A 24,410-nucleotide genomic window follows, 5' to 3' on the forward strand; every position below is an offset into this window, starting at 1 on the left:
CGGGAGGCTGCCATGAAACGCCTGAATCCACTGCTGCTCTGCCTGGCCCTGGCGGGCCAGGCCCTCCAGAGCGGCTGGGCCGACGACCTGATGGACAATGCCGACCTTGCGCTGGGCAACGACCTGGGAGAACCGGTGATCGTGCGCCTGATCCCCGCAGGTGCCGGCCAGATGGCGGTCATCGAGCAGCAAGGTTCGGGCAACCGCGCCGCCCTCGATCAGAACGGTCAGGCCCTGCTGGGCCGGATCGTCCAGGCCGGGGGGGCGCAGGAGGCGTACATCCTGCAGGAAGGCAGCGACCTGATGGCCTCGATCGTGCAACAGGGCCAGGGCAACAACGCTGCCATCCGCCAGAGCGGTAGCAACAACAGCGCCTCGATCGAGCAATTCGGCAACTACAACACCGCCAGCATCCAGCAAAGCGGCACGGGGCTCACCAGCGCCGTGACCCAGGCTGGCAATGGCCAACATGTTCAGATCACTCAATACCGTTAGACCTGGAGGCACCACCATGTTCAAGCTCGCTCCCTTAAGCGCCGCCGTTGTCCTGGCGATCGCCGGCCAGGTCATGGCCGATGACAGCCTTTCGACCCAGAGCCAGCAGGGCAAGGCGAACATCGCCGAAGTCCAGCAGACCGTCGCCCCCTACGCCTCGGCCACCCAGGACCAGAACGGCCAGGGCCACAACCACCTGGCCGTGCAGGACACCAGCACCAGCGATATCAGCCAGAGCGCTACCGGCTCCTTCAACGCCGGCTACGCCGACCAGATCCTGGAGAACGGCAGCAAGACCCTCCAGCGCTCCGGCGGCAGCCTGAACGACAACTTCTCCAGCCAGTCGCTGGGCCAGGACAACCAGGTGCTGCAGGTCCAGCAGGGCACCGGCAACATGTCCAGGGTGTTCCAGGAGTTCCAGACTGGAGCCCAGGCCACCACGCTGCAGCAAGGCAGTGCCAACGATGCCGTGGTCGAACAATTGATCGGCGGCACCAACAACCGCGCCCAGATCATGCAGGAGGGCACCGGCAACACCGCCGCCGCCGAGCACATCCTCCATGACAACGGCGACATCCGCATCGGGCAAAAGGGCCAGGCCAGCTGGGCCTATGGCGACCAGCGCAACGGCCTGGGCGGCACCATCGACATCCAGCAGGTCGGTAGCGGCCACTCTGTAGAGGTATGGCAGGACACCCAGATCGCCAGCCAGGCCAGTGTCTATCAGCAAGGCCAGCTCAACGAGGGCTACATCGACCAGAGCTTCGGCGAGGCCAACTCCGCCCATCTGTCCCAGAGCGGCCAGCGTAACGCCAGTTGGTCGGACCAGTTCGAGTCCACCCACTCGGTGGTCGACATCACCCAGAACGGCAAGGACAACCTGCACTTCACCTACCAGACCGGCGACAACCACAGCCTGACCATCGACACCACCGGCAACGGTAACAAGGTCCTGGCCAGCAACTGGAAGGGCGAAAAGTTCGGCGGCCAGTTCGGCAGCAGCCAGACAGCCCAGGTCAAGCAGAACGGCAACGGCAACAGCGTCAACTTCAACCAGGAAGGCATGAACCAGGTGGCCAAGCTCGAGCAGAACGGCAACCGCAACACCATGGAGACCAACCAGGTCGATGGCAACAACGAGCTGTACTTCGAGCAAAATGGCAGCGACAACCTGCTCATCGCCGCGCAACGCGACGGCGGCAACTACGCCGAGGGCTTGAGCGCCGGTAACGGCAACGTCATCAACCTCGACCAGTCCGGCCAGGGCAACCAAAGCTACACCTACCAACTGTATGGCAGTGGCAACACCGCCAACATCACCCAGACCGACGTCGCCAACGTCGCCTATGTCACCCAGGGCGGCACCGGCAACCTGGCGACCGTCACCCAGAGCAACATGAACCAGAACGCCGCCATTACCCAGTACGGCAGCACCAACACTGCCATCGTCACCCAGCAGTAGCGGGTCCCCCCTTGGACCGCGGTGTTCCCTCTCCCTGGCGCCGCGGTTCCTTTTTACTCCCCCTTCCTTGGCGGTAAACCCTCTCCCCTGTCACAGCGCTTGGCTTGAAGTCGCCGCTGCTCCTTCCCGGATACACCCGCAAAGGGGGCAGCGCTCACACCGCGCAGGCTGAGCGGTTCGTCGCTTCGACTGGCCCACGGACAGGCCGCCGGCATTACAATGCGTGCAGACTCAACCGACGCCAACCCCATGATCCAATCCGACCTCGACCTGTTCGGCCCGCAGCCGCAACGCCTGGCCAGCCACACGGTGCTGCTGCCAGGCTTCGCCCTGGCCGAAATCGAGGCTGTACTCGATGCCCTGCGCCCGGTATTGCGCGCCGCGCCCTTTCGCCATATGCGCACCCCGGGCGGCCTGCACATGGCCGTGGCACTGACCAACTGCGGCGCCCAGGGTTGGGTCAGCGACGAGCAAGGCTACCGCTACAGCCCCACCGACCCCAAGACCGGCCTGCCCTGGCCGGCCATGCCCCAGGTTCTGCTCGATCTTGCCGATCGCGCCGCCTGCGCTGCCGGTTTCGATGGCTTCGTCCCGGACGCCTGCCTGATCAACCACTACGTCCCCGGCACTCGCTTGACCTTGCACCAGGACCGTGACGAGCGCGATTTCGGCCAGCCGATCGTGTCGCTGTCCTTGGGATTACCAGCGGTGTTTCTCTTCGGTGGACTGCAGCGCTCGGACCGGACTCAACGGATACCCTTGAGCCACGGCGATGTGCTGGTATGGGGAGGCGAGGATCGACTGCGCTATCACGGGGTGATGCCGATCAAGCCTGGCGTGCACCCGAGAATGGGTGAGCGGCGGATCAACCTGACACTGCGCAAGGCGCGTTGACGATAGAAAGCGCTCTGACCTGTTCGCGGATGAACCCGCGCCCACCAGGATCGCACCGCATCGGGAGGCGACGCTGTACCTGTGGGAGCGGGTTCTCCCGCGAAGTGGCAGTTAAGCCAATCACTGCTGCTGGTTCTGGCTCAGGAATTTGTCCACCTGCCCGTTGCCCTCCCCTGCATCCGCCACCTGCCACAACCGGCGCTCGATGCCCTGGGCCAGCAGGTGTCCCACAGCCGCCTCGATCGCCGACAGCACGCACAGCTGGGCCGGTTCGTTGGTGGTATAGCCCACCTCGGCTTCGAGCAGTTTCTTGAACTCGATGAACTTGAACACCCCGGCGCTGCGACCGACCGAATAGATGGTCTTGCTGGTCATCACATTGGCCAGCACCTGGCCACTGCGCACATCCACCGCCCGCAGGTTCACGGTCACCTGATCGACGCGGTACTCACGGGATAGGTCGATGCCCAGATACCGAGCACCCTCCCCGCCACTGCGCACGTTGGTGTCGTAGGCGATGATGCCGCCTTCGAGCATCAGGTTGGCCGCCTGCAGTGGCGGCAACTCGCCCTGGATGTTCAAGGGCGCGTCGGGTTTCTTTTGCGAAGCGCGGATGATCTTGCGCTCGGTCAACAGGTTCTGCAGGCCCTCGCGCTCCAGGACCACGAACCAGCCGCTGGCGCTCAAGGCGTCCATCAACATGCTCGCCGCGCCTTGGGTGACGCTGGTGGAGAAGGAGCTTGCCGGGGTCGGCTTGTACTGCCCGGTCTGGTCACGGAAGCCGTACACCACTGCCATCAGCCTGCCCTTGGGCCGTGGCATGTTGATCAAGTCGTAGTAGGTCGAGGCGCGCGGGGTCAGGGTCGGGGTCTCCGTATCCTGTTCGGCGGGCATCGGCTCGCGCAGGCCGCAGCCTTGCAAGGTGGCGAGGATCAGCAGTGTGCTCAGCAAGCGTTTCATGGTCGTTCTCCCCTATTGGCCCGTCCCTCTCAGGGGTTCAGGCCGCTGACCTCGATGATCGAGACTTCCCCTGTCGCACGGTCGGTGACCTTGATGCTGAGGGCCCCGGAGTCGTCGATCACATCGATCAGGAACGAATCCGTAGAGAGGCTGCCGGTCTTGCCGTCGTTGATGTTGTCCAGCAACTGGGACAACAACCGCGACTCGAGCTGGTTGCTGAAGCGCTCCAAGGCCGAGGTGCCGGCGAAGGCCGAGGCGCGGTCCTTGAGGTCTGGGTCGTCATGGTCGTTCTGCGCCTGGGCGTTGTTCAAAAGCCAGGTGCCGTTGAGCGGGTTGCCGCCGAACGCCGGATTGACCGGGGTGTACACAAGCTCCGTGGCCTGGGTGTGACCGGCAAAGGCGCCGGCCAGCAGGCAGACGGCGACGCACCGGGAAATGTGGTTGCTCATAGCTCGTCCCTCTCCAGATCAGTGGTGTCCTGCAGCAGCCGTTGCAGCTTGCGCTGGATGATCTGCTGCTTGACCAGGTCCGCCGCCGCGACGGCCTCGTCTTTGAGTTGCGTGGTATTGGGCGGCAGGAAGCGCCGGTACAACACCTCGCGTTCGTACTCCACCGTCACCAGGCTGCCCCAACGGGCGTCGGGGCGTTCGCGCACCACCAGGTTGAAATCCAGGCGGCTCGTGGCGCGCAGGCGGTCGGTGAAGTCGTTGTAGAAGTCATGGCCGATATGCGAGATGGTGTTGTCGACGATGAACCCCTTCATCTCGTCCTCGGCGTCAGCACGGGCCGGGGTGCCAGGCAAGGCAAGCAGCAGGCACAGGCAGCACAGGGCAGCGAGCGGCTTCATGGCGTATCTCCTGGGCCGCTGTGGGTACGGGCTGCGCCGCTACCCTCGGCGAACGGCTGCTCGGCGACGAATTGCCAGTCGCTGTAGTGCTCGAGCCCCTCGAAACCGGACCACTGGGCATCGAACCCGCTGCGTTTGAGTGGCGTGGCATCCGAACGGCTGTGAATGCCGGTGATCCGCCCGTCCTCCGAACGCAGCAGGCCCCAATCTTCGCCGTTGGTGATCGGGTCGGGGTACAAGCGGCGGATGTGCCGCTGGGGCGATGGGAACCGGTTGTCCTCCAGCAGCTCTTCCAGCGCCTGCGGGTACTGGGCCAGGCCAGGCGATGCACGGTAGTAGCTGCGCAGCGCCTGGGCGTACTGGCCACCGATCCACAGCAGCTGGCGCTCGTGTTCGCGCTGGGCGGCCGTGGCCCACAGGGTGCCGGTGGCGGCCAGGGCCATGCTGCTGACCGCGATCAGAAACAGCACGCCCAAGTAGGTGAAGCCCGCGCAGGCCTTACCATTCGGCATAGAGGCTGCCATCACGCGCCCTCCCGGTTGCACCGCTTTTGATATCGGCCACCCCGCCCGTCACGCCCTCCGGCGGCGGCACCAGTTGCCAGGCATCGCTGCGCTCGGTGATCGGGTCCACCGGGGTGTTGCGCAGGTAGCGCTGCTCCACCAGTTGCTCCAAGGACTCGGGGTAATGGCCGGTGTCGCCGTAGTAATGGTCCAGGGCCTCGCGCAGCACGGCCAGGCTCTGGCGCAGCGTGGCCTCGCGGGAGGCCTCCAGGCTGTTGAAATAGCGCGGCAAGGCGATGGTCATCAGGGTGGCGATGATCGCCATGACCACCAGCAGTTCGATGAGGGTAAAGCCACGGTTGCGTTTCATGACCGTCACCATTGCCCGTAAGGGATGCCGTTCAGGCCAATGCCGCTGGCCTTGGAGTACACATCGAAGACGTCCTTGCCATCACGCGGATTGTCGGCGCTGCTGTCGTAGGCACGCAGCCCCCAGCCCCCTTCGTCCTCACGCTTGGCCGCCACCAACGGGTCATGGGGGATGCGCCGCAGGAAGTAGAACTTCGCCCCTTTGGCACTGCGCACGTCGCGCACCCCTTCGACCAGCACCTCCAGGCTCGGCGGGTAGCCACTGCTGTCCAGGCGCTTCTCGATGTAGCCGGCATCGAAGGCACGTTTGTAGGCGTCGATGGCGTCGCGAATCTGATACAGCGCTTCGCGCAGCTGTTGCTCCTTGCCCCGGCGCACCACGGTTTCGGTCAAGGGCGCGGCCATGCTGGCGAGCAACCCGAGCAGTGCCAGGGTCACCACTACTTCGATGAGGCTGAACCCCCGCTGCTGGCGTTTCATGGCCGTGGGCCCACTGGGGTGGTGATCGCGGCCGGGACGGTGGCGACCGTGCCCTGGGTCGGCTCGGCCTCAGGCTGCACGACAGGGGCCATCATCTGCTGACGGACCTGCAGGCTCGACTCGGTACCCGTGGCGAACTCCATGTCCGACGGACTCTGGTACGGCAGGTTGCGCACGATGCGCGGGGTGATCGCCAGCACCAGCTCGGATTTGCTCTTGTCGTCGCGGTTGCTGCCGAACAGCCGCCCCAGGCCGGGGATGTCACCCAGGCCGGGGATCTTGTTACCACTGGAGGTCAGGTCGTTGCGTACCAGGCCCGCCAGTACCTGAGTCTCGCCATCATGCAAGCGCAGGCTGGTCTGGGCGTTGCGGGTATCGACCTGGACCGGGATGGTGCCCTGGCGAGTCGGCTCCAGCGGGGTGGCGTTGCTCACTTCCAGGGCCACCTTGATCGCCACTTCGTTGTTCAGGTGCACGGTGGGCTGCACTTCGAGTTTCAGACCTACATCCAGGTAGGTGACACTTTCAGTGATCACCGGGCCTTGGGTCGACGGCACCGAAGTGGCGCTGATGATCGGCACCCGCTGGCCGATGTGGATGCGCGCTTGCTCACGGTTGCTGACGCGGATCACTGGGCTGGCCAAGGTGTTGATGTCCTTGTCGGCGGCGTTGATCTTGGCCTGGGGCGCCGGGGCGATGCTGATGCGGCTGGAGTCGATGCCGCGCAGCTGGTCGAGCACGCTGACCGGGTTGCCCTCGTCGTTGAGCACACCGAAGGTACTGGGCCACTGCAGGCCCAGGTCGAGGATGCGTGACCGGGCCACCTCCATCACTTCCACCTCCAGCACCACCTCCGGGTTGGACTGGTCCTGGGACTGCAAGAGCTTCTCGGCCATGCGGATGGCATCGGGTGTATCGCGCATGGTCAGGGTGTTCAGGCGTTCATCGACGAACACATCACGGGTCTTGAGCATGGTCTTGACCATGTTCAACGCGGTGTTGGCGTCGATGCTGGTCAGATAGAAGGTGCGCATGACCAGTTCCTGGTAGTCCTTGGTCTTCTGCGGGGAATCGGGGTAGATCAGCAAGGTGTTGTCGTTGACGATCTTCTGGTGCAGTTGGTTCTGCTCCAGCAGCAGGGCCACGGCGTCTTCGATGCGCACATCGCGCACGAAGATGGTGGCTTTCATGTCCGGGCGCAGGTCTTTGTCGAAGATGAAGTTGATCCCGGCGACCTGGGACAGCACCTCGAAGATGGTCTTGAGATTGGCGTCGCGGAACTCCAGGGTCACCGGCCGCTCCAGCTTGCTGCGCAACTGCGGGAACGGCTGCGCGGTGCGCGCCTGAACGTTTTCGATGTCGCTGCGCAGCGCAATGCCCTTCTGGTTCTGCGGATCCAGGCGCAGCACATCGCGCATGTAGCGTTCGGCACCGAATAGATCGCCCTGGCGCAGCGCGGCCTGGCCCATGGCCACACGTTCGTCGAGGTTGCGCACCAGCTCCAGTTGGCGAATGCCTTCCTGGGCGCGACGGTTGTTCGGCTCGATGGTCAGGACCCGGCCATAGCCCATGCGTGCACTGGCGAAGTCATGGCGGATGCGGTCGGCGTCGGACTGGGTCAGCAGCGCTTCGACAGCCTGCTGGCGGCCATGGGCCAGGGCGATGTTCAGCTCAGTGTCGCGCGGGTCTTCACGCAGCGCGTCTTCCAGCATGGCGATGCCCGCCTCGTACTGGCCCTCCTTCATCAGCTCGGCGCTGTCCTTGCGCGTACCGCTGGAGCCGCAGCCCGCCAGGGCCACGCACAAAGCCAGCATCATGAACGGAGCAGGCTTGCACAACTTCGAAGGCTTCATGGTGCGCTCCCGACAGACAATGTCTGTGACTGGTGCAAAGGCAGGTAGACCAGGTCCAGCTCGGTGGCCGAGATCCGGTCGAGGCGGTAGGTGTGTTCGATGACATCGCCCTGGCGCACGACATAGAGTTTCTCGCCGTTCTGCAGGAACACCTGCAGGTCGTCGCGATCCCCCAGGCGGCCTACGAACTGGAAAGGCAACACCGGGGCGGTGGGTGCGGCCTCCACCACCGGCGCCGGGGCAACGGGTTGCTCGGTGACGGTGGCCATGGTTTTTGGCGCGGTCCATTGCTGGGCCGGGAACAGGTCTGTCGAGGCCTTTGCTTTTCCTTTCGCGGGCAAATCCGCTGCCACAGGTGCTGTGCGGGCGCTGGTTGTCGTGGGCGCAGGCTTACCCGCGAAGGGCTCGACACCGTCTTGCTCGCCGAACCAGTGCCCTGGCGCCCAGGCCAGAGCGCCTGAAAGCCCGAGAAAGCCGACCCACATCACCGCGCGTTGAGTGTTCATCACGACCTCGACAGGTAAAGGGTCATGCGCAGACGACCGTTGAGCTCGCGCTCACCGATGCGTTTGCGCTGCAGCTCCAGGTCCTCGAGCACCAAGGTCGGTACCTGGCCGAGCAGCGCCTGGAGAAAACCGCGGATCTGCGGATAGCTGCCGCGCACTGGCAGCACGATCTGGTAGCGCGCCAGCTGGGTTTTCGGGTCGACGCCCAGGGCGTACTCGCCACGCGCCAGGCTGATGCGCTCGGCGCTGGCCAGGTGATACAGGCGCTCGATCAGCTCACTGGCCTGGGGTTGTCCAGGCAGTTGCTGACGCAGACTGTCCAGCGCCTGCTGCTCAGGCTGAAGCGCCACCTTGAGCTCGCCGCGCTTGACCCGTTGCACCTGCACCGCCGCGTCCGCCTCGCTGGCCCGCAGTTCCCGCACGGCCTGCCATTGCGGCAGCACCCAGGTGACCCCGACCAACAGCGCCAGGGTGCCGACGGCGACTGCGGCGCACCCGACACGGCCCAGGCGTGCAAGGCGCTCATGGAGAATCAGACTAGGGACGCGCATGGCCGGTCTCCCAGGTCGCGGTCAGGTTGAAGCGCACCGGATGCTCAGGCTGGCCGGTCACCACCTCATGGTTGAGCAGCGAGACATCGCGCAACTCCTCGCTGCGCTCCAGGCGCTGGTGGTACTGGAGCATGGCTTCCAGGTTGCGGGCTTCGGCAGCGATACGGACTTGGCCTTTGCGCGCATCGGGAGTCAGGCTCAGCAGTGCCACGTCTTCCTGGGGCATGCCCTCGAGCATGGCGAACAGTTGCTGCCAGGGCCGTTGCAGTTGCTGGGAGACGCTGCGCATCTGCGCCAGTTGTTCGGCCTGCTCGCGGCTGGCGGCGCTGTTCAGGGGGGCGGCGCTGACCGGGCGGCGCCCCAGCTGCTGCTCGAGCAGATGGACCCGGGCCTGAAGGTCCGCCTGTTCGTCCTGCAAGTGCTGCTCGATCAGCAGCATCGCTGCGAGTACGGCGCATCCCAGGGTCAACAGCGACCAGGCGATCGGGCTGCCGGGGGCTGGCTGGAATTCCAGATCGAGGCGGCGCATGTCAAGCCACCGCCCGCCACATGGCGCACAGCGGATCGCTGTCGCCTGCCGGCTGGCACAGTTGCACGGCGGCCAACCGCGGCACATCCCCTCGCCCCGGCGCATGCAGGTAGACCCTGGGCAGGTGCTCGCCGTACAGCTCACAGGTGCGCTCGATCAGCGCCTGCAGCGCCTGGTCGTTGTCGGCGCAGCCCTGGGCCAGTACCTGTTGCCAGGCCCCCCCAGCGGCCAGCAGCAGCACACTGCGCCGTGGCTCGCCGAGCACGAAAAGAAAATCGCCCTCCTCCAGTTGCGCCGAGCAGCGGTTATAGGCGGCCATCAGATAAGGCTGGACCGAGCGCAGGCTCAGGCGGCTTTCCCGGCCCAGTGCCTGCAGAGCCTGCAGCAGTGCTTCGGGCAAGGCCGTGGCGATGCGCGAAGCCCCTGCCGGCTCCGGCGAGAGCACGATGCGCCAGTCGTCCAGCGACTGACCGTAGAGGTTCTCGAAGCAGGCCCGGGCGTAGGCGTCCAGCTCACGCGGATGACCGATGGCGTCGCTCCAGGGCACCAGGCAGAAGCGGCTGTAGCGCGCCGACAGCAGCACCCGCAACTGGGCCCGCCGTGGCGCATGTTCGGCGAGCAATTCGCCCAGGGCCTCGAGTGCCGGTGCCCAGGCCGGTTGGGCGGGATCGCAGGTGAAGGCGCGGCTGCCCAGCCACTGATGTTGGTTGGCGTGCCAGCGACCCAGGCCGACACCCTCGGCGCCGAGCACGGCGCAATAGCGATCAAGCGATAAATGTGACACGGTTGATCTCCTCAAGCGTGGTACGGCCCTCGCGGACCAGGTCCAGGGCAGAGGCGCGCAGCAGACGCAGACCCCGCTGGCAAGCCAGCGACTTGATCTGCGACAGGGGCCGGCGCTCGACGATCATCTGCCGCAGGTCGTCATCCAGGTGGAGCAATTCGGCGATGGCGCTGCGTCCGCGGTAACCACTGCCACGGCACTGGCCGCAGCCCTGGGCGCGAACGAAGGTCCATCCAGCCACGCCTTCACGGGTGAGCCCCGAGGCGGCCAGGGTTTCGTCATCCGGCTCGGCGTGGACCGCGCAATGCGGGCAGGCCAGGCGAATCAGGCGCTGGGCCAGCACGGCGTTGAGCGCCGAGACGAAACTGTAGGGGTCGACCTGCATCTGGCTGAAGCGGCCGATCACATCGAAGACGTTGTTGGCGTGGATGGTGGTGAACACCAGGTGCCCGGTCAGGGCCGATTGCACGGCGATCTGGGCGGTGTCCGGGTCGCGGATCTCGCCGACCAGGATCTTGTCCGGGTCATGACGCAGGATCGAGCGCAGACCCCGGGCGAAGGTCAGCCCCTTCTTCTCGTTGACTGGAATCTGCAGCACACCCGGCAATTGATACTCGACTGGGTCTTCGATGGTGATGATCTTGTCCACGCCGTGGTTGATCTCGCTGATCATCGCGTAGAGCGTGGTGGTCTTGCCGCTGCCGGTGGGGCCGGTCACCAGGATCATGCCGTAGGGCTCGGCGGCCAGGCGGCGCAGGGCCACCAGGGTGTGGTCGGCAAAGCCCAGGGCCTGCAACTGCACCCCGCTGACCCGGTCGGACAGGTCCTGTTTGTCCAGTACCCGCAGCACGGCGTCTTCGCCGAAGATGCTCGGCATGATCGAGACGCGGAAGTCGATTTGACGCTCGCCCACCGCGACCTTGAAGCGGCCATCCTGGGGCACGCGCTTTTCGCCGATGTCCAGCTCGGCCATGACCTTGATACGCGAGATCACTTGGTCGGCGAAGGCACTGCCACTGGCTTTGCCGGCACCGTTGAGCACACCGTCGATGCGGTATTTGATGGTCAGCCCCTGGCCGGTCATGCTCAGGTGGATGTCGCTGGCATGCTGCTTGAGGGCGTCGTAGAGGGTCGAGTTGACCAGCTTGACCACCTTGCTCTGGTCCTCGCTGATGCTGGTCAGCGACAGACGCTGCAGCGGATCGGTCTCGGTGCCGGGCTCGGCATCGTGCTCCAGGGCGTCGACGGCATGGAAACTCTCCTCCTGGCGGGCCAGGAAGGCGGCGATGTCGGCGGCATGGGCCAGGTACAGCGGCGCGCCCTGCAGGCAATCGTCGATCCAGGCCAGGCGGGTATTGTCGAAGGGGTCGGCGAACACGCCGACGGCCTGGCCTTGGTGCTGGACCAGGATGAACTCGCGTTTGAGGCACTGTGCCAGGCTGACCTGCTCGAACAGCGGCGTGCTGGCGAACAGTGCCTGGCTGTCGAGTACGGGGTAATGGAGGGTGGCGCCCAGGCGTTGGGTGAAGGTGGCGGCGTCGTCGCCGGCAAGGCGCGCCAGGCAGCTGAGCAGGCGTTCGTCACCGGCTTGCAGGCGGGCCTGGGCCAGCAGTTCGCGGGGGTAGGCACCAATCCTTGGTGCATCGCCCACAGGCTCAGCGCGCGCCTGGAGGCAATGCAGATCCTGTGGGAGCGGGTCTACCCGCGAAGGACCCTGTACAGGCTGGGGTGCTTGGGCTGTATCGACGACGTCTGACATGGCCTGCGACTCCGCTCAGGGGCGCGTCGCAGGCTGGCTCGGGGTTGCCGGGGTGGCCGCGGGCGCCGCTATTCCCCGGTGAGCAGTTCGTCGTCAGGTGTGGGCGGTTTCACGCCGTTGCGTCGGCGGTCGGCCAGTACCCAGCTGCCATCGTACATCTGCAGGGGGAACGTCTGGTTCCTGTTCTGGCGTCGTTCGACGAACCCCTCGGCCTGTGTGTCCGCTGTCCGAGTCTGGTGCTGTGGGCCGGTCAGGTCGGCGACTGCGCGGGCCAGTTCCGCCAATGGGAACGGCTTGAACAGGACATGGGTGACACCGAGTGCCGCGGCCCGCTCACGGACTTCGGCGGTCGGGTGGGCGGTGATCAGCACGAAATGGCACTGCATGCTCCTGCGCACGGTCTCCAGGACCTCGAACCCCTCCATATCGGGCAAGCGGTAATCCAGTACGATCACATCCGGTGCCAGGACCTGTGCCTGGGCAATGCCACTGATACCGTCGTGGGCGACATGGACTTCCAGGCCTTGCGCTTGCAGGTAGGCCTGCAGGTTCTGCGCAAGGGTCTGTTCGTCATCGACTACCAATACTCTGTTCACCAAGGTCGACTCCCAAGAACTTCCCGGTCGCCCGGACTCTGGAGTTCGGCCTTGTACAGGCTTGAGCATCCTTCGTGCCAGGCGTGAATAGTCATGTCGCACCACTGTAAGTCGTTGATTTTGCGGTATCACCCAATCCAGGCGAGGACAGGCTCCCCCACTTGCGGGGAAGTTGATGGCACTTTGCCCGATCGCTTACCCCCAGCATTGGGGAAAACCCCCTGCCGGGCAAGCCCGTGGCAGCGCAATGTGCAAGCGGCCTCTCACATTCAGTCGGCAAGCTCGACCTTCGCACCTTCGCGCAAGCGCTTACGCACCGACTGGCGGGCCTGGGCCTGCATTTCGTCCACGAGCGCGAGCCTGGCCAAGGCCAGACCCTGCTCTCGTTCGACTAAGGTATTGGTACTTTGGTTCTGCATCCGTTGCAATCTTTCCCTGTTTGCCTGATAGAAGGCTTCGACCTGCTCTGGGGTGGGCTCATCGGTGGCGGTCATCTGGGCGTACAGTTGCTGCGCGGCCATCTCGTGACGAGTGTAGTCGGCGTACTCAGTCCTATCGAAGCCGGCCTCGGCAAGACGTTGCTCGAACACCGCAGCGCTGCCGAAGGCCCGCTCCAGCTCAGCGAGACGGGCCGATACGCTGTCCTCGCTGACGACCACGCCACGGCGCTGGGCCTCCTGCCACAGAAGCTCCTTGTCGATCAGCTCGTCCAGGGCCTGGTCGCGCAAGCGCTTGTACAGGCTCGGGCTGCGTATGCTGGCGACCGGTCGACCTTGATCCTGGAGGTATTCGGCAAAGTAGCGCTCAAGGCGCATGCTGCTGATCTCGACGCCATTGACCCTCGCCACGGCGACGTCCGCCTGACCCAACGGCGCGAACCCCAGCAGCAGACACAGCAACACGATGCGCATGACGACCTCCTTCAAGGGGTAAGCGACAGTGGCTTGTACGCAGCGACAGTCTGGAACTGCGGGCCAGGCAGCGTCACCGCCACCACGTGGGCACCGGCAAGGCCCTGACGCCGGCCGGGGCCGAATCCCAGCGCCGGCGTGAGGCCGGTGTCTAGGTCATGCAGCCCCTCCAGGGCTCGCACCAACTGCTCCCGGCTAGCGTCCCGCCCTACCTGTCTAAGGGCCTCGGCCATCAGCAGCAGCGCGCAGCGGGTGCTGACCTGCAACGCCGCCTGGCGACCATCGAGCCCTTGGCGCTGACGCAGCCCGTTGAGCGCGGCCCGCCCTTGCTCGGTCCAGTCCTGGGGCGTGAAGGGATAGGCCAGGAACAGCCGCTGCGACCAGTCGGCAGACAACCCCGCCAGGGCACCTGCGACCTGGCTCGAGGCCGCGAACAGGTAGGGTTTGCGGCCTGCGGCCTGCTGCGCCTGCGCCAACTCGCCGAACGCCTGGGCGCGCCCCAGGAAGACGACACCCTCGCCCTCCACCGCCTGCCCCGCGAAGACTTGCACCGGCCCCGGCGTCCAGCCGGCGGCGAGCAGTCGCTGGCGCAGCGCCTCGGCAGGTGCCGCCTGCTCGCTGCCGGCATAGATCACCCGCAGCCCGTCAGGCCCCAGGCCCAGGCGGTCACGGGCGAAACCGGCCAGGCTCTGCAATTGCTCGGGCAGGCTTGGCAACGGATCGAAGATCTGCGCACTGCCGACACTGCCAGGGGAGCTGCCGACCAGCGGCACGCCACGTTGTTCGAGTGCGCTGCCCAGACGCGCGTCGAGCATCGGCGCCAACGGCGCGATGAGGGCGAAGACCTGCGCGTCGTCGAGCAAACGCTCGAGGGCCTGTTCGGCGCTGGCGGGCGTATGACCCGGGTCTAGCACCACCAGCTCCAGCCGCCGACCGTGCAGCCCGCCCTGCTGGTTGAGTTGCGCCAGGCCGTCCTCCAGCACTGCGCGCACCACCCTGCCCGCCTCGGCCAGCGGCCCGCTGGCCGGCAGCAAGGTGCCCAGACGCAGGATGTGCTCTTCCACGCCTGGGTCGCGTTCCTGGCCCAGGCGCTTGAGGTAGGCGGTGAGGTTGCGCTGGTCGGACAGGGTCAGTTCGAAACGTGGCATGGCCGGGTCCAGGCGGTTGCCTGCAGGGTCGATGCCTTGCCCGACGGCACGCGCCAGCGTTGCTTCGGCATAGGCCGGGTAGCGTCGGCCATTGGCCTCACGCTCGCCCTGCCCCAACGCCAGGCGCTGCCAATCCAGGCTCGGCGGGCGTACCCCGCCTTCGGCGCGGCCACGGCCATCGTTGCCATGGCAACTGGCACACGGCAGCACACTGGCCGGCACACTGATGTCGCTGGCGCCCACCCGGGCCATCAACTGCGCGTCGCTGCTGGACACCCCTTCGCGGTACAAGCGCTTGCCCGCCTGCTCCTGCTCGGTCAGGTCCAAGGCCAGCGCCGTGTGGCTCGCGAACAGGCCGAGCCACACCACCAGGGGCAGAAGGCGCATGGCACTCACCGTCCCGCCAGGGGCTGGGCCAGCAGTTGCATGCGCTGGGCGATGGCAACGGGCGGTGCGTCGGGCCGGATCTTGCTCCAACGTTTGCCGGCCACGTCGCCGGCGATCAACTGGGTAGAGTGCTGCTCGGGGCTGGGCAGGAACTGCCCGAGACGCCCCAGCACCAGGTCGACATTGGCCTTGTCCCCAGTCAGGAACAGCCAGTTCGGTCCATCCACGCCTTGTTTCTGGGCAAAGGCCTTGAGCGCCTCGGGGGTGTCGTTGAGCGGATCGCTGCTGATGGACACGAAGGTGACCTGCCCGGCCAGCTCAGGGCCCATGGCTTCGCGTACCTCGCGCAGCTTGCGGGTGATCAGGGGGCAGGCGTCGTTGCAGTGGGTGAAGATGACGTTGAGCATCACCACCTTGTCCTTGAGCACATCGCTGTAGAAGCGCAGCTCACGCCCGTTCTGGTCCTTGAGCACGGTGTCGGTGAACCAGGTCTGCGCATCGCGGGTGCCGCCACCGCTGCTCATCGCTTGGGGCGCGGGCTGTGGCTGGGGCGCGCTCGGCGCTTGGCCGTCATGGCCGCCGTCATGGGCCACGGCCACCGAAGCGAGGATCCACAGGCAGCCGACCAGGGTCAGCCAATCCAGGCCCCGCATGCCGACGCGGCGAACCGTCGAGCTGCTCATGGCTGCACCTCCTGGCTGTCCGGCCCACCGGCGATGGCGGTGCTCTTGGCGTGCACACGGCGAGCGCTGAGGCGGTTGATTTCGCTGATCAGCACGGCCGGATCGGTAAAGCCGTAGTAGCGGGTCCAATGGCCGCTGCGCCCGTCACCGACCAGGATCAATGGTGGATGCTGGCTCAGGTCGGCACTGAAGCTGCCCAGGCCCTTGAGCGTCTCGGTGATGGCATAGGACGAGCCAGTCAACCAGCTCCACCCCGGGCCACGCTGGAATGCCTTGGCGTAGCCAAGCAAGCGCTTGGAATCATCGCGCTGGGGGTCGACGCTGATCGATACCAGCTGGATCTCCTCGCCCACACGTCCACCCAACTGCTGCTGGACCTTGGACATGATCGACGAGACCACCGGGCAGACCGTGGTGCAACGGGTGTAGATGAAACCCATGACCACCAGGCGGTCGCCCACCAGGTCCTTCTCCAGGCGCACCGGCATGCCGTTCTGGTCGAGCAACGACACGTCGGCAAAGCGCACGCTGGCCTTCTCCTGACGGGCTGCCGGCGGTTGCTCGGCATGGCCGCTGTGGTCATGCCCGGCGTGGGCCAGGACGTGCTCGCCTCCGAGCAGCAGGCTCAGGGCAAGCAGATTGCAGGCGAGCTTGGCGTTCATCTCACACTCCTGGGTTCCACGTGGGAAGCGGTAGGTACGGCGGCCGGCAGGACGCGCAGACTGGTGTAGTTCTCTTCGGCGAACTTGCGGCCCAAGGTCGGCGACTGCACGTGCAGGTACCAGGCGCCCGTCTCGGCCAGTTGCAGCGATCCTTGGTAAACACCATCCCCCATCTCTTGCAGCGGCAGGCTGCGCGGCATCGACGAAGGCGCCAGGAAGTAGCGCAGGCTCAGGTCACGCAGGCCCAGGCGTGGCTCACCGTCGTCCCCGAGGATGCGCACGCGGGCGATATAGGCAGTGTTTTGCAATGCAGGCTGCTCGTTACTCAGGAATTCGGCATGCACACCTTTGCGCTTGACCGCGTCCGGCGCTGCCGAGACCTGGGTGCTGAAGCAGTGGATGATCTGCGGCTGGTTGAGCAGGAACGCCACGTCGAAGGTGCCTGCCGCCGGCAGTTTCACCGTCGAGCCGTATACCCCCGGGGCGATTTCGCGCAGGCTGCGGTCGACCACGATCGCCGCGCGGGCCTGATGCCCACGGTTGTTGTAGCCCGACATCGGGGCGTTCATGCCCTCGGCGTAGAAGTACGTGGTGTTGTCCACCGGGTTGACCACGAATACCGAGTTGTCGTCGCGGGCCACGGTCAGCCCCTGTGCCAACGGCAAGTCGCCTGCCTGGCGTGGCGCGGCGGGGCCGGCCTCGAACCCCTGGATGATCGGCTCACGCCCGGCCCCCAGGCTGGCCAAGTTGATCATGCTGACTTTCGGCGAGGCCAGGCCGCGCACGTAGGCATAGCCCTTGGTGAAGGTCAGCTGGTACGGCTCGGCCGCGACCGGGAGGCGGTGAATCAATTGATCGTTGCTGGCGTCGATCACCAGGGCCTGGTTTTCCAGGGTGTTGAGCACGATGCCGTAGCGACCGTCCTCGCTGAAACGCATCGGCCCCAGGCCCTGCTCAGCCTTGACGGTGTTGCGCAGCTGGTGGCTGCGGGCGTCGATCACCCGCACCGTGCCTTCCTTGCCATCGGCCACGTACACCGCCTGGGACAGCGCCGAATAGGCCACCGACAGCGGATGGGGGCCCACCGGCAGGGTCTTGGCCAGGCGCATGTCGGCGATGTCGATGATGCTCAGGGTGCCGGCATCGCGGTTGCTGACGAAGGCGTAGCGTGAGTCGCTGCTAAAGGCGATCTCGTGATGCCCGGAGCCGGTGGCGAAGGTCTTGAGCATGGTGCGGCTGGGCACATCGATTACCGTCACCCCACCCTTGGCCGGATCGTCGCTGTTGTTGCCCACCCACAGCCGGCGTTGGTCCGGCTGCAAGGCCACCCGCAGCGGCTGCTCGCCCGCCTCAAGGGTGGCCACGCGGGTGAAGGTCTCGGTGTCGATCACCGCCACCTGGTTGCGCTCGGGCATGGACACGAACACCTGCCGGTCATCGCCGGTGGCCACCCAGTCCATCGGCCGGCCCGGCAGGTCGATGCGCGCCAGCGTGCTGGTGACCCCGCCCACCGAAACGGTGGGGTCGATGACCGTGAGGCTGGCATCCTTGTTCAGGACCAGCAGGAAGTAGCTGTTCAGATCCAGCAAGGGCCGCGCGCCGATGCTGCTCTTGAGAAACAGCGCCACCCGCGCCTTGCAGCCGCTCTGGCGATCGCCGGGCGGCGCCGACTGGGCCGGGTCCAGCCAGGCGCCAGGGGCCATCCCCGAGAGCGGCTGGCCGCTGGTCTGGTCGCTGACCTTGAAGCGGATGTTGGCGAAGTTGCCCTCGCGCAGTTCGCCGCCATCGAGGGGGCGCGCCTCGAACTCCACGGTCACGCCGTCCCGGCTGAGCCGGTGCAGGCCCTGGGGATCGGCTTGCTCCTGCAGCAGCTCGCGCGGGTCGCACCACAGCTTGTCGTAGGCCAGACCCAGGCCGATCAATGTCAACCCCACCATCAACCCCAGGTAGGCGGGACGAGTCTTCTTGTTCATGCGCGCTCCCCTCTTCTCATTGTGCCGGGGCGGTGGCCGGCGGGGCTTCATTGGTGACCCGCAAAATCCCCCACAGCCCGGAAAGGTTGCCGTAGGCCCCGTAGTCGCGGAACAGGTAGTCGCCCGGCACGCCGTTGGCGCCGCCTGCGCTGGGCAGCATGAAGCTGAAGTGCGCGGCCGGCAGCACGCTTTCCTGGGCGCCGATGTACATCGCCATCGGGTTGTAGCCAAAGCGCACCGAGCCGATGCCAGGCAGCCCCATGGGGTAGCCATTGACGTCGCTCTTCTCCGCCTGGTGAGCGTGCAGTGGCCACAGGTGCCCATCGAGCTGGTAGATCATGCCGCGGCTGCCACCGCTGGGCATGAGGATGTGGTTGCGCAGCGGCTGACCGGGCTTGGCCCAGAGCACCGGGGTCTGCGGGTCGCCACCGACCAGATCGTTGCTGTAGGCCATATAGGCGTTGGGCACATCGCCAAAGCCCAAGCCATCGGCACGGCCGAACGGCGAGTCAGGCGCCATGCCAAAGCGCAGCCACAAAGGCTCGGTCTTGTAGTTGACGGCCATGTTGCCGTTGTCCTGCGGGTCGCCCGCTGCGCCATTGCCCTCGGTGTTGATGCCCTCCACTGGCCGGCCATCGGCCCAGCGCATGTTCAGCGAGCGTTGCCACACCGTGACGAAGTCGCGGTAGTCCGGCTGGCCAGTGACCTTGACGGTGGCCTGGGCACGGCTGGCAGTGTCCTCGGTCCAGGTCGCGCTTTGGGGCAGGATGCTCATGGCGCCGACCAGACCTTTCTGCGGCTGCTTGATCACATCCGCCGGGGTCAGGTTGAGGCCGCCGAACTCGATGGCCGTGGTGTTGATGTTGTCCACCGTGCGGCCCAACTGCAGCACCGGTTTGCCTTCGCGCTCCAGGTGCCCGGCATAGAACTGGTACACCTTGCTGGGGTAGGCGCCACTGGTGCCCACGCGTGGCGGTACGGTCTGCACCGGGTTCAGGCCAACGTTGGCACCGTCGGACTTGGTGATGTCGTAGGCCAGCAGCTGGGCGTGCAGGCCCACGTGGCTCGATGGCCGCATCTGGTTGTTGTTGAACGCGGTGGAGCCTTCGCTGGCGTTGCGATCGCGCTTGACCACCCCATGCATGACCGCGGTGCTGGCCAGATCCGGCATGACCATCGGCAGGCGGTTCTCCAGGGTGATGCTGATGCAGTCGCCGGAATTAGCGCGCAGCACCAGCGGCTCCACCGGGACGCCAGCCTTGAGCTTGCCGGTGGTTGGATCCAGGTCGGCCTTGCGCACGTACAGGATCGCGGTCGGGTCATGCAGCGGTGCGGCATGGCCACCGATGGTGAAGGTCTCGCCATCTTCCGGATCGACCCCAGACACCAGTGGGATGCTGGTCCGACGGCTGTTGAACACCAACGTGCCGCCGTTGGCCTTGAGCGGGCCGCCGACATGCTGGCCGATACCGGCCGGGTCGGCGATGCTGACCCCGTTGCGGTTCTCCAGGATGTCGTTGGCCAAAGCCGCAACCACTTCATAGCTGCGCTTGACCGTCGGCCGGCTGCCGATGCCATTGGCGTTGGCCGTGGTTTTCGGGCAGATGCCGTCGAACGCCACGGTGTTGCGCATGGCCACCGGTTGCGGGTTGTTCGGCAGCGCGAACAGGTCCGCGCGCTGGGCCGTGTAGTTGCGCATGAGGCCCCAGATGCCGTTCCAGTAACCCTCCAGCGCCGCATCGAGGGAGTACAGGTAGTCACCGTTGGTGGCGGCGGAACTGGAGATCATCGACACCGGCGCCATGAAGCCCAGCTGCTCGGAAATTCCGATCATTTGCGACGACTTCCAGCCCGAGTTGGAGCTGTTGCCGAAGCCAGAGCCGTTCTGCAGCCATTTCACGCCGTGCAGGGTGATGTTGTGCTCCTCCTCATGACCACCGGCATGCATGCGCAGCCGCACGTTGTCACCCGAATAGGTGCGCAGCATCGGGGTGAACGGGTCGCCCGGCTCGGTGCCCTGGTTGATGTGCGGCGGAAACAGCGTGGTGCCGCCGGTCGGCCCGACCGCCGAGGTGATCGCCGAGGGTGCCAGGTTCATCGCCGGGATGGCGCGGTCGGTGCGGCTTTGCATGGCGTAGGCCAGGTCGCCGGCCATGCCGTCGGCCTGCATGCCGCGCTTGCCATCCGGGCCGACCTTGTTCGGGTCGAACACGCGCAAGGCCAGTGGTTCGTTGCGGTAGTTGACGACGAACATGCCAGGGTCATCCACCGAGATCGCCTGCGGGCACGGACGGCTTGGGCAGCCTGGGGCCAGCCCGCCGCGCGACTCGACGATCGCTTCGAGCAGGTTGGAGGCCTTCTGCCGCACAGGCGGGTTGATAGCGTAACGGAAGCTGTCAGCCGTGGCCGGATAAGCCTGGCCGTCAGGCTTGCCGTCCGGGCCTGCCCCCACATACACGCCCGCTTCATAGGCATGCTGGAAGTCGCTGTACTCCAGGAAGAACTCGCGATAGCTGTCATTCTTACCGTCACCGTCATGATCGCCGGTCTGGATCACCGCTTGCCACGAGGTCGGCCCGCCATCCTGGCGTGTGGCCGGGTTGTACAGCTTTTCCCCCGTTTCGGCGTGGTACCAGGTCGAGCCGGCAGGCTCGGCCAGCACCGTGGCGTACAGGCCCAGTTGCTGGTGGGTCGATGGGCCAAGGTGGTCGTGGGTGAAGATGGTGCCCAGGCCCCGGTCGACGTTATGCACGTTGATCAAAGGGTCGGCGAACCAACGCTGCATGGCGGTACGCGCGCCCAGCCAATCGGCCCGACCGAAGCGCCCGAAGTACGGGTGTTGCTTGGCTTTCGGGCAGGTGTCGGTGCCGTCGCGTGGATCGCCCTCGGTGCAGCCGTTGAAGCTGCGGATGGCCTGTATACGTTCGACCACACTGCCGGGCGAGAGGATGCCGTCTTCATAGTTCCAGCCGTTGGCCGAGCCGTCGGCAGCGGTCAGGTCCCACTTGGGCAGGTGGATGTGCTGACCGATCACGTCGGTCGGGGTGCGCACCTGGTAGTCGTCCATCTCGTAGAACGACGGGATCAGGTTGGTGTGCTGGTACATGGTGCAATCGAAGGTGTTCATGCGCATCACCAGCGGCTCCGGTGGGCGCTGCTTGGTGATCACCGGCCACGCGTCCTCCCACAGGGCGATGATGCGCGCCTGCGGGAAGTGGTAGCCGACCTTGTTGTACACCGCGTCGAACTGGATGTTGGCGCCCTTGTAGATGCGCGGACGGTCGGCGGTGAAGGTGGAACTGCCACGGAAGCTCATGGCGCCCAGACTTTCGCCGCTGATGAACTCGCCCACGCCTGAGGACTGGGTCAGGCGCTTGCCGCGGTCATCCATGCAAGGCTCGTAGTACGGCGCGCCGGCCGTGGGCAAGGCACCGTTGGTGCGGAAGTTGCGCGGTACCGGCGCGCTGCCGAGCATCAGCGCATAGCTGGGATGCTCGGCCTTGGCATGGAACTGCATGGCAGCCTGTTCGACGTCGGTGCCTTCTTCCGGCAGGTAGATCGGTTTGGCCTTTTGCACCGACTTGGAGAAGTCCAGCTTGGTGGTGGTGATCTCGGCTTCGCCGCCTGCGGAGACGCCGTCCAGCGCATGGCGGCCCAGGCCACCGTTCCAGCCGTCGACCTGGTTGGGGTCGAGGTTGGCCCACAGGGCCTTGCCGCTGTCCTTGAGCTGACGGGCCAGGGCCGGGTCGAGCATGTCCAGCGGCGGGGTCGGCGGACGTTGGCCGACACTGCTCTCCATGCCCCCGACCCAGAACGGATAGCCGGGGTTCTTCAGGGTGCCATCGGCGTTGCGATTGCTCTCGCTGCGATCGACCAGGGCCAGGGACCCCACGGCACGCGGCGCGTTGGTTTCCTGCGGATGATCGTCATCGCCCGCTTCAGGTTCGTCATCGTCGTCCTGCTCTGCCACGAGGGTCTCGGCCAGCTTCGGCACCACGGTGACCTTGCCAGGCATCGGCGCCATGGCCTTGCCGGGTAGCGGCACGATGGCCGGAATCGGCGTGCCGGCAATGATCTCGCCATCCGGCAACGCCCGCGCGCCTGCTGCCGGCTTGCCGCTGCGCAGGCCGAAAGGCACGGTATGGAAGCCATTTTCGCCTTCGCCGCTCACGGCCAGGCGGGTGCCCTGCTCGAATACATCGTGCACCCGCCACATAGCCCACATGCCTTGGGCGAAATGCGGATAGAAGTGGCAGTGATAGATAGCATCGCCCGCCACCCGGTTGCGGTTACCCGAGCCCCCGTTGGCGATTTCATAGGTATAGCCGCCACCGGCACCGATGCCTTGGGCATCGATGTAGTCGGAGTTGTCGTCGTTGGGGTTGAACAGCCATTGGTGGCCGTGCAGGTGGAAGATGTGCTGCTCATGGCCATTGTGGGTATTGCGGAATTTGGTGAAGTCACCGATGTAGCTGTGGTGCACGTTGGCCGGCTCCGAGGGGTACAGGGCCATGGTGGCCTTGACCCCGACCGCATTGGCCGGCGGCGTCTCGCCGGGGCGGATGTGCTCCAGGCCAACGTTGGCCGGGACATCCACCAAGGTGCCGACGTCGCCCACGGTGTGGGCACTGAGGAAGAATTCCTCGTAGGCGCAGGACAGGCAGTCATGCATCGGCCCTACGCCCAGGCGGTTGGCGATCACCTCGGCGCCCATGCCGCCGGAGCCGTAGTTGATCATGAACGAATCACGGGTCGGCTCCAGCACATGCCCCATCACCGGGTCCGCCCAGTAACCGGGGAAGGCCTGGGTACCGGCCACTTCATCGGCGAACTGCGAGGCGAAGTCGCGGAAGGCTTCCAGCCGGTTGGGCAGCGCCGGGTTGCGCTTGCCGATGGACTCCAGCGGGTAGGTCGAGGGCGGGAAACTACCGTCCTGGTTGGGGCCCATGACGATGGCGTCGGTTTCGCTGCTGAGGATCTCGTTGCCATCGACCATCGCGATGATCGGCTTGCCCGCCTTGCCTTCGGCGATCCATGGCTCGACCTGTGGATAGCGGGCGTTGTAGTCGATCACCGGCTGGCCGGTGGCGGTGCGGCCGGTGGTGGCCAGGCGCATTTCCTCTTCGGTCAGGGTGTTGCGAAAGGTTCGCCCATTCTTGGGAACCACCACCACCTGGCCGAACAGGCCGTTGGAGACATTGCCCGCCGTGCCTTCGCCGCCGAACGTGGCGCCCTTGCTGGTAGCGGCGAACGCGCCTTCACGCTCGGCATAGAGGGTGTAGCTGCGGGTGTTGCCCGGTGCCACCAGGAAGTTGCCGTTGCGACCGGTGTTGGCGGCGATGTCGCTGATGCCGTTGACCGCCTGCATACCGTTGACCTGGAAGCCCACGAAGCGGTCGGTGACCTGCTCGTCGGCCACAGGCCCTTCGAGGTTTTCGATTTCCAGTTCCGGGGCTTGCTCGCCCTCGACTACGTTGTCTTCGGGATCGAAGCCATGTTTGTTGGGATTGGCCTGGTAGGCCAGCAGGTTAGTCAGGTTGACTGTCAGGCAGTCACCGGCCGCAACCCGCAGCACGATCGGCCGCGGACGCTTGTCCGGCCGCAAGGTGACCTTGCCGGGAACCGCCGCCCCGCCGTTGCTCAGCGGCACCAGGTGTTCGTCCACCACGTCCTGGCGCAGGGCGAAGATCATTCCATTGGCATTCTGTGCCCCCAGGCGGTTGAACATCAGCGGCTGATCCAGTGCCACTACGTTGGCCACCAGCGTGCGCTGGCACTGCACCGCAGCCTCGCTCACCGCGCCCCACCCCAGCAGGGTCAGGGCCAGTGAAGTCAGGACGGAGCCTTTCGACGGGGTCATCATGCTGCACCTCCGGAAAACACAGACGTTCTGCGCAAAGCCGGAGCAAGTGGCATGCCATAAATTTTTTATCGTTTTTTCAAAGGCTTAAGCTGACATTCAAAACCGACTGGGGAGGATTCCCCAGCTGATTCCCCGATTCGGGGGTAATGCGTCGAGATCGCATTGGAGCGAGCACCACACACTGCGCCAGGGCTA

Annotated in this window: 22 protein-coding genes; 3 read left to right on the forward strand and 19 right to left on the reverse strand. The window is 65.8% G+C overall.

Annotation, left to right across the window (positions count from 1 at the left end; translation table 11 throughout):
• Positions 1 to 12: 12 nt before the first annotated feature.
• From R6G97_RS07065 to alkB, 3 genes are all read left to right on the forward strand, one after another.
• The gene (locus tag R6G97_RS07065; protein WP_070575871.1) at positions 13 to 495 is read left to right on the forward strand and encodes a curlin; all 483 of its coding nucleotides are present in this window, start codon (positions 13 to 15) and stop codon (positions 493 to 495) included.
• A 16-nt stretch (positions 496 to 511) separates the two neighbouring features.
• Entirely contained in the window at positions 512 to 1,957 is a 1,446-nt protein-coding gene (locus tag R6G97_RS07070; RefSeq protein ID WP_102081716.1) for a curlin, read from the forward strand.
• 249 nt (positions 1,958 to 2,206) lie between these two features.
• Positions 2,207 to 2,851, forward strand: coding sequence for a DNA oxidative demethylase AlkB (gene alkB, locus R6G97_RS07075; RefSeq protein WP_043214478.1), 645 nt, complete (start codon positions 2,207 to 2,209; stop codon positions 2,849 to 2,851).
• 120 nt (positions 2,852 to 2,971) lie between these two features.
• Here the strand turns inward: alkB and R6G97_RS07080 are convergent, their stop codons facing one another.
• From R6G97_RS07080 to mnxG, 19 genes are all read right to left on the reverse strand, one after another.
• A complete protein-coding gene (locus tag R6G97_RS07080) occupies positions 2,972 to 3,811 on the reverse strand; it encodes a CsgG/HfaB family protein (protein ID WP_043214446.1) in 840 nt (279 codons plus the stop codon).
• Between the two features lie 29 nt (positions 3,812 to 3,840).
• Positions 3,841 to 4,260 (reverse strand): curli assembly protein CsgF, encoded by a 420-nt coding sequence (locus tag R6G97_RS07085; protein ID WP_043214444.1) that lies wholly within the window; start codon positions 4,258 to 4,260, stop codon positions 3,841 to 3,843.
• Positions 4,257 to 4,658 (reverse strand): curli production assembly/transport protein CsgE, encoded by a 402-nt coding sequence (csgE, locus tag R6G97_RS07090; RefSeq protein ID WP_043214441.1) that lies wholly within the window; start codon positions 4,656 to 4,658, stop codon positions 4,257 to 4,259. Before csgE ends, R6G97_RS07085 begins: the two co-directional genes overlap by 4 nt.
• Positions 4,655 to 5,182: a type II secretion system protein gene (locus R6G97_RS07095; protein ID WP_043214439.1), complete on the reverse strand. Its 528-nt coding sequence runs from the start codon at positions 5,180 to 5,182 to the stop codon at positions 4,655 to 4,657. Before R6G97_RS07095 ends, csgE begins: the two co-directional genes overlap by 4 nt.
• On the reverse strand, positions 5,157 to 5,531 hold the full coding sequence (locus R6G97_RS07100; RefSeq protein ID WP_043214435.1) for a type II secretion system protein: 375 nt from the start codon (positions 5,529 to 5,531) through the stop codon (positions 5,157 to 5,159). Before R6G97_RS07100 ends, R6G97_RS07095 begins: the two co-directional genes overlap by 26 nt.
• Positions 5,532 to 5,536: 5 nt before the next feature.
• Positions 5,537 to 6,010, reverse strand: coding sequence for a type II secretion system protein (locus R6G97_RS07105; RefSeq protein ID WP_070575883.1), 474 nt, complete (start codon positions 6,008 to 6,010; stop codon positions 5,537 to 5,539).
• The gene (locus R6G97_RS07110) at positions 6,007 to 7,863 is read right to left on the reverse strand and encodes a secretin N-terminal domain-containing protein (RefSeq protein WP_090342629.1); all 1,857 of its coding nucleotides are present in this window, start codon (positions 7,861 to 7,863) and stop codon (positions 6,007 to 6,009) included. The genes R6G97_RS07105 and R6G97_RS07110 overlap by 4 nt, the downstream gene beginning before the upstream one ends.
• Entirely contained in the window at positions 7,860 to 8,369 is a 510-nt protein-coding gene (locus R6G97_RS07115; protein WP_043215023.1) for a hypothetical protein, read from the reverse strand. The genes R6G97_RS07110 and R6G97_RS07115 overlap by 4 nt, the downstream gene beginning before the upstream one ends.
• Positions 8,369 to 8,920, reverse strand: coding sequence for a type 4a pilus biogenesis protein PilO (gene pilO / locus R6G97_RS07120; RefSeq protein WP_090342622.1), 552 nt, complete (start codon positions 8,918 to 8,920; stop codon positions 8,369 to 8,371). Before pilO ends, R6G97_RS07115 begins: the two co-directional genes overlap by 1 nt.
• The gene (locus tag R6G97_RS07125; RefSeq protein WP_253131912.1) at positions 8,907 to 9,449 is read right to left on the reverse strand and encodes a PilN domain-containing protein; all 543 of its coding nucleotides are present in this window, start codon (positions 9,447 to 9,449) and stop codon (positions 8,907 to 8,909) included. The genes pilO and R6G97_RS07125 overlap by 14 nt, the downstream gene beginning before the upstream one ends.
• Position 9,450: 1 nt before the next feature.
• A complete protein-coding gene (locus tag R6G97_RS07130) occupies positions 9,451 to 10,233 on the reverse strand; it encodes a hypothetical protein (protein ID WP_317847938.1) in 783 nt (260 codons plus the stop codon).
• Positions 10,214 to 11,992 (reverse strand): GspE/PulE family protein, encoded by a 1,779-nt coding sequence (locus R6G97_RS07135; RefSeq protein WP_232095240.1) that lies wholly within the window; start codon positions 11,990 to 11,992, stop codon positions 10,214 to 10,216. Before R6G97_RS07135 ends, R6G97_RS07130 begins: the two co-directional genes overlap by 20 nt.
• 68 nt (positions 11,993 to 12,060) lie before the next feature.
• Entirely contained in the window at positions 12,061 to 12,591 is a 531-nt protein-coding gene (locus R6G97_RS07140) for a response regulator (RefSeq protein ID WP_043215034.1), read from the reverse strand.
• A 266-nt stretch (positions 12,592 to 12,857) separates the two neighbouring features.
• Positions 12,858 to 13,499 (reverse strand): SurA N-terminal domain-containing protein, encoded by a 642-nt coding sequence (locus tag R6G97_RS07145; protein WP_197852826.1) that lies wholly within the window; start codon positions 13,497 to 13,499, stop codon positions 12,858 to 12,860.
• 11 nt (positions 13,500 to 13,510) lie between these two features.
• Positions 13,511 to 15,034: an ABC transporter substrate-binding protein gene (locus R6G97_RS07150; RefSeq protein ID WP_317847939.1), complete on the reverse strand. Its 1,524-nt coding sequence runs from the start codon at positions 15,032 to 15,034 to the stop codon at positions 13,511 to 13,513.
• Between the two features lie 5 nt (positions 15,035 to 15,039).
• Positions 15,040 to 15,717: an SCO family protein gene (locus tag R6G97_RS07155; RefSeq protein WP_317847940.1), complete on the reverse strand. Its 678-nt coding sequence runs from the start codon at positions 15,715 to 15,717 to the stop codon at positions 15,040 to 15,042.
• Positions 15,714 to 16,379, reverse strand: a complete 666-nt coding sequence (locus tag R6G97_RS07160) for an SCO family protein (RefSeq protein WP_090342609.1) — start codon at positions 16,377 to 16,379, stop codon at positions 15,714 to 15,716. Before R6G97_RS07160 ends, R6G97_RS07155 begins: the two co-directional genes overlap by 4 nt.
• Positions 16,376 to 18,352, reverse strand: a complete 1,977-nt coding sequence (locus tag R6G97_RS07165) for a cytochrome D1 domain-containing protein (protein WP_317847941.1) — start codon at positions 18,350 to 18,352, stop codon at positions 16,376 to 16,378. The genes R6G97_RS07160 and R6G97_RS07165 overlap by 4 nt, the downstream gene beginning before the upstream one ends.
• Positions 18,353 to 18,368: 16 nt before the next feature.
• Entirely contained in the window at positions 18,369 to 24,215 is a 5,847-nt protein-coding gene (gene mnxG, locus R6G97_RS07170; RefSeq protein WP_317847942.1) for a manganese-oxidizing multicopper oxidase MnxG, read from the reverse strand.
• Positions 24,216 to 24,410 lie beyond the last annotated feature (195 nt).

Source organism: Pseudomonas sp. HTZ2, from assembly GCF_033173945.1.
GTDB lineage: Bacteria > Pseudomonadota > Gammaproteobacteria > Pseudomonadales > Pseudomonadaceae > Aquipseudomonas > Aquipseudomonas guariconensis.

Excerpts from the sequence above, each read along its gene's own strand:
- csgE (WP_043214441.1), bottom strand. The coding sequence starts at position 4,658 with ATGAAGCCGCTCGCTGCCCTGTGCTGCCTGTGCCTGCTGCTTGCCTTG.
- R6G97_RS07105 (WP_070575883.1), bottom strand. The coding sequence starts at position 6,010 with ATGAAACGCCAGCAGCGGGGGTTCAGCCTCATCGAAGTAGTGGTGACC.
- R6G97_RS07125 (WP_253131912.1), bottom strand. The coding sequence starts at position 9,449 with ATGCGCCGCCTCGATCTGGAATTCCAGCCAGCCCCCGGCAGCCCGATC.
- mnxG (WP_317847942.1), bottom strand. The coding sequence starts at position 24,215 with ATGATGACCCCGTCGAAAGGCTCCGTCCTGACTTCACTGGCCCTGACC.
- R6G97_RS07095 (WP_043214439.1), bottom strand. The coding sequence starts at position 5,182 with ATGGCAGCCTCTATGCCGAATGGTAAGGCCTGCGCGGGCTTCACCTAC.
- R6G97_RS07165 (WP_317847941.1), bottom strand. The coding sequence starts at position 18,352 with ATGAACAAGAAGACTCGTCCCGCCTACCTGGGGTTGATGGTGGGGTTG.
- R6G97_RS07110 (WP_090342629.1), bottom strand. The coding sequence starts at position 7,863 with ATGAAGCCTTCGAAGTTGTGCAAGCCTGCTCCGTTCATGATGCTGGCT.
- alkB (WP_043214478.1), top strand. The coding sequence starts at position 2,207 with ATGATCCAATCCGACCTCGACCTGTTCGGCCCGCAGCCGCAACGCCTG.
- R6G97_RS07150 (WP_317847939.1), bottom strand. The coding sequence starts at position 15,034 with ATGCGCCTTCTGCCCCTGGTGGTGTGGCTCGGCCTGTTCGCGAGCCAC.
- R6G97_RS07065 (WP_070575871.1), top strand. The coding sequence starts at position 13 with ATGAAACGCCTGAATCCACTGCTGCTCTGCCTGGCCCTGGCGGGCCAG.
- R6G97_RS07080 (WP_043214446.1), bottom strand. The coding sequence starts at position 3,811 with ATGAAACGCTTGCTGAGCACACTGCTGATCCTCGCCACCTTGCAAGGC.
- R6G97_RS07070 (WP_102081716.1), top strand. The coding sequence starts at position 512 with ATGTTCAAGCTCGCTCCCTTAAGCGCCGCCGTTGTCCTGGCGATCGCC.
- R6G97_RS07100 (WP_043214435.1), bottom strand. The coding sequence starts at position 5,531 with ATGAAACGCAACCGTGGCTTTACCCTCATCGAACTGCTGGTGGTCATG.
- pilO (WP_090342622.1), bottom strand. The coding sequence starts at position 8,920 with ATGCGCGTCCCTAGTCTGATTCTCCATGAGCGCCTTGCACGCCTGGGC.
- R6G97_RS07085 (WP_043214444.1), bottom strand. The coding sequence starts at position 4,260 with ATGAGCAACCACATTTCCCGGTGCGTCGCCGTCTGCCTGCTGGCCGGC.
- R6G97_RS07135 (WP_232095240.1), bottom strand. The coding sequence starts at position 11,992 with ATGTCAGACGTCGTCGATACAGCCCAAGCACCCCAGCCTGTACAGGGT.
- R6G97_RS07155 (WP_317847940.1), bottom strand. The coding sequence starts at position 15,717 with ATGAGCAGCTCGACGGTTCGCCGCGTCGGCATGCGGGGCCTGGATTGG.
- R6G97_RS07145 (WP_197852826.1), bottom strand. The coding sequence starts at position 13,499 with ATGCGCATCGTGTTGCTGTGTCTGCTGCTGGGGTTCGCGCCGTTGGGT.
- R6G97_RS07160 (WP_090342609.1), bottom strand. The coding sequence starts at position 16,379 with ATGAACGCCAAGCTCGCCTGCAATCTGCTTGCCCTGAGCCTGCTGCTC.
- R6G97_RS07115 (WP_043215023.1), bottom strand. The coding sequence starts at position 8,369 with ATGAACACTCAACGCGCGGTGATGTGGGTCGGCTTTCTCGGGCTTTCA.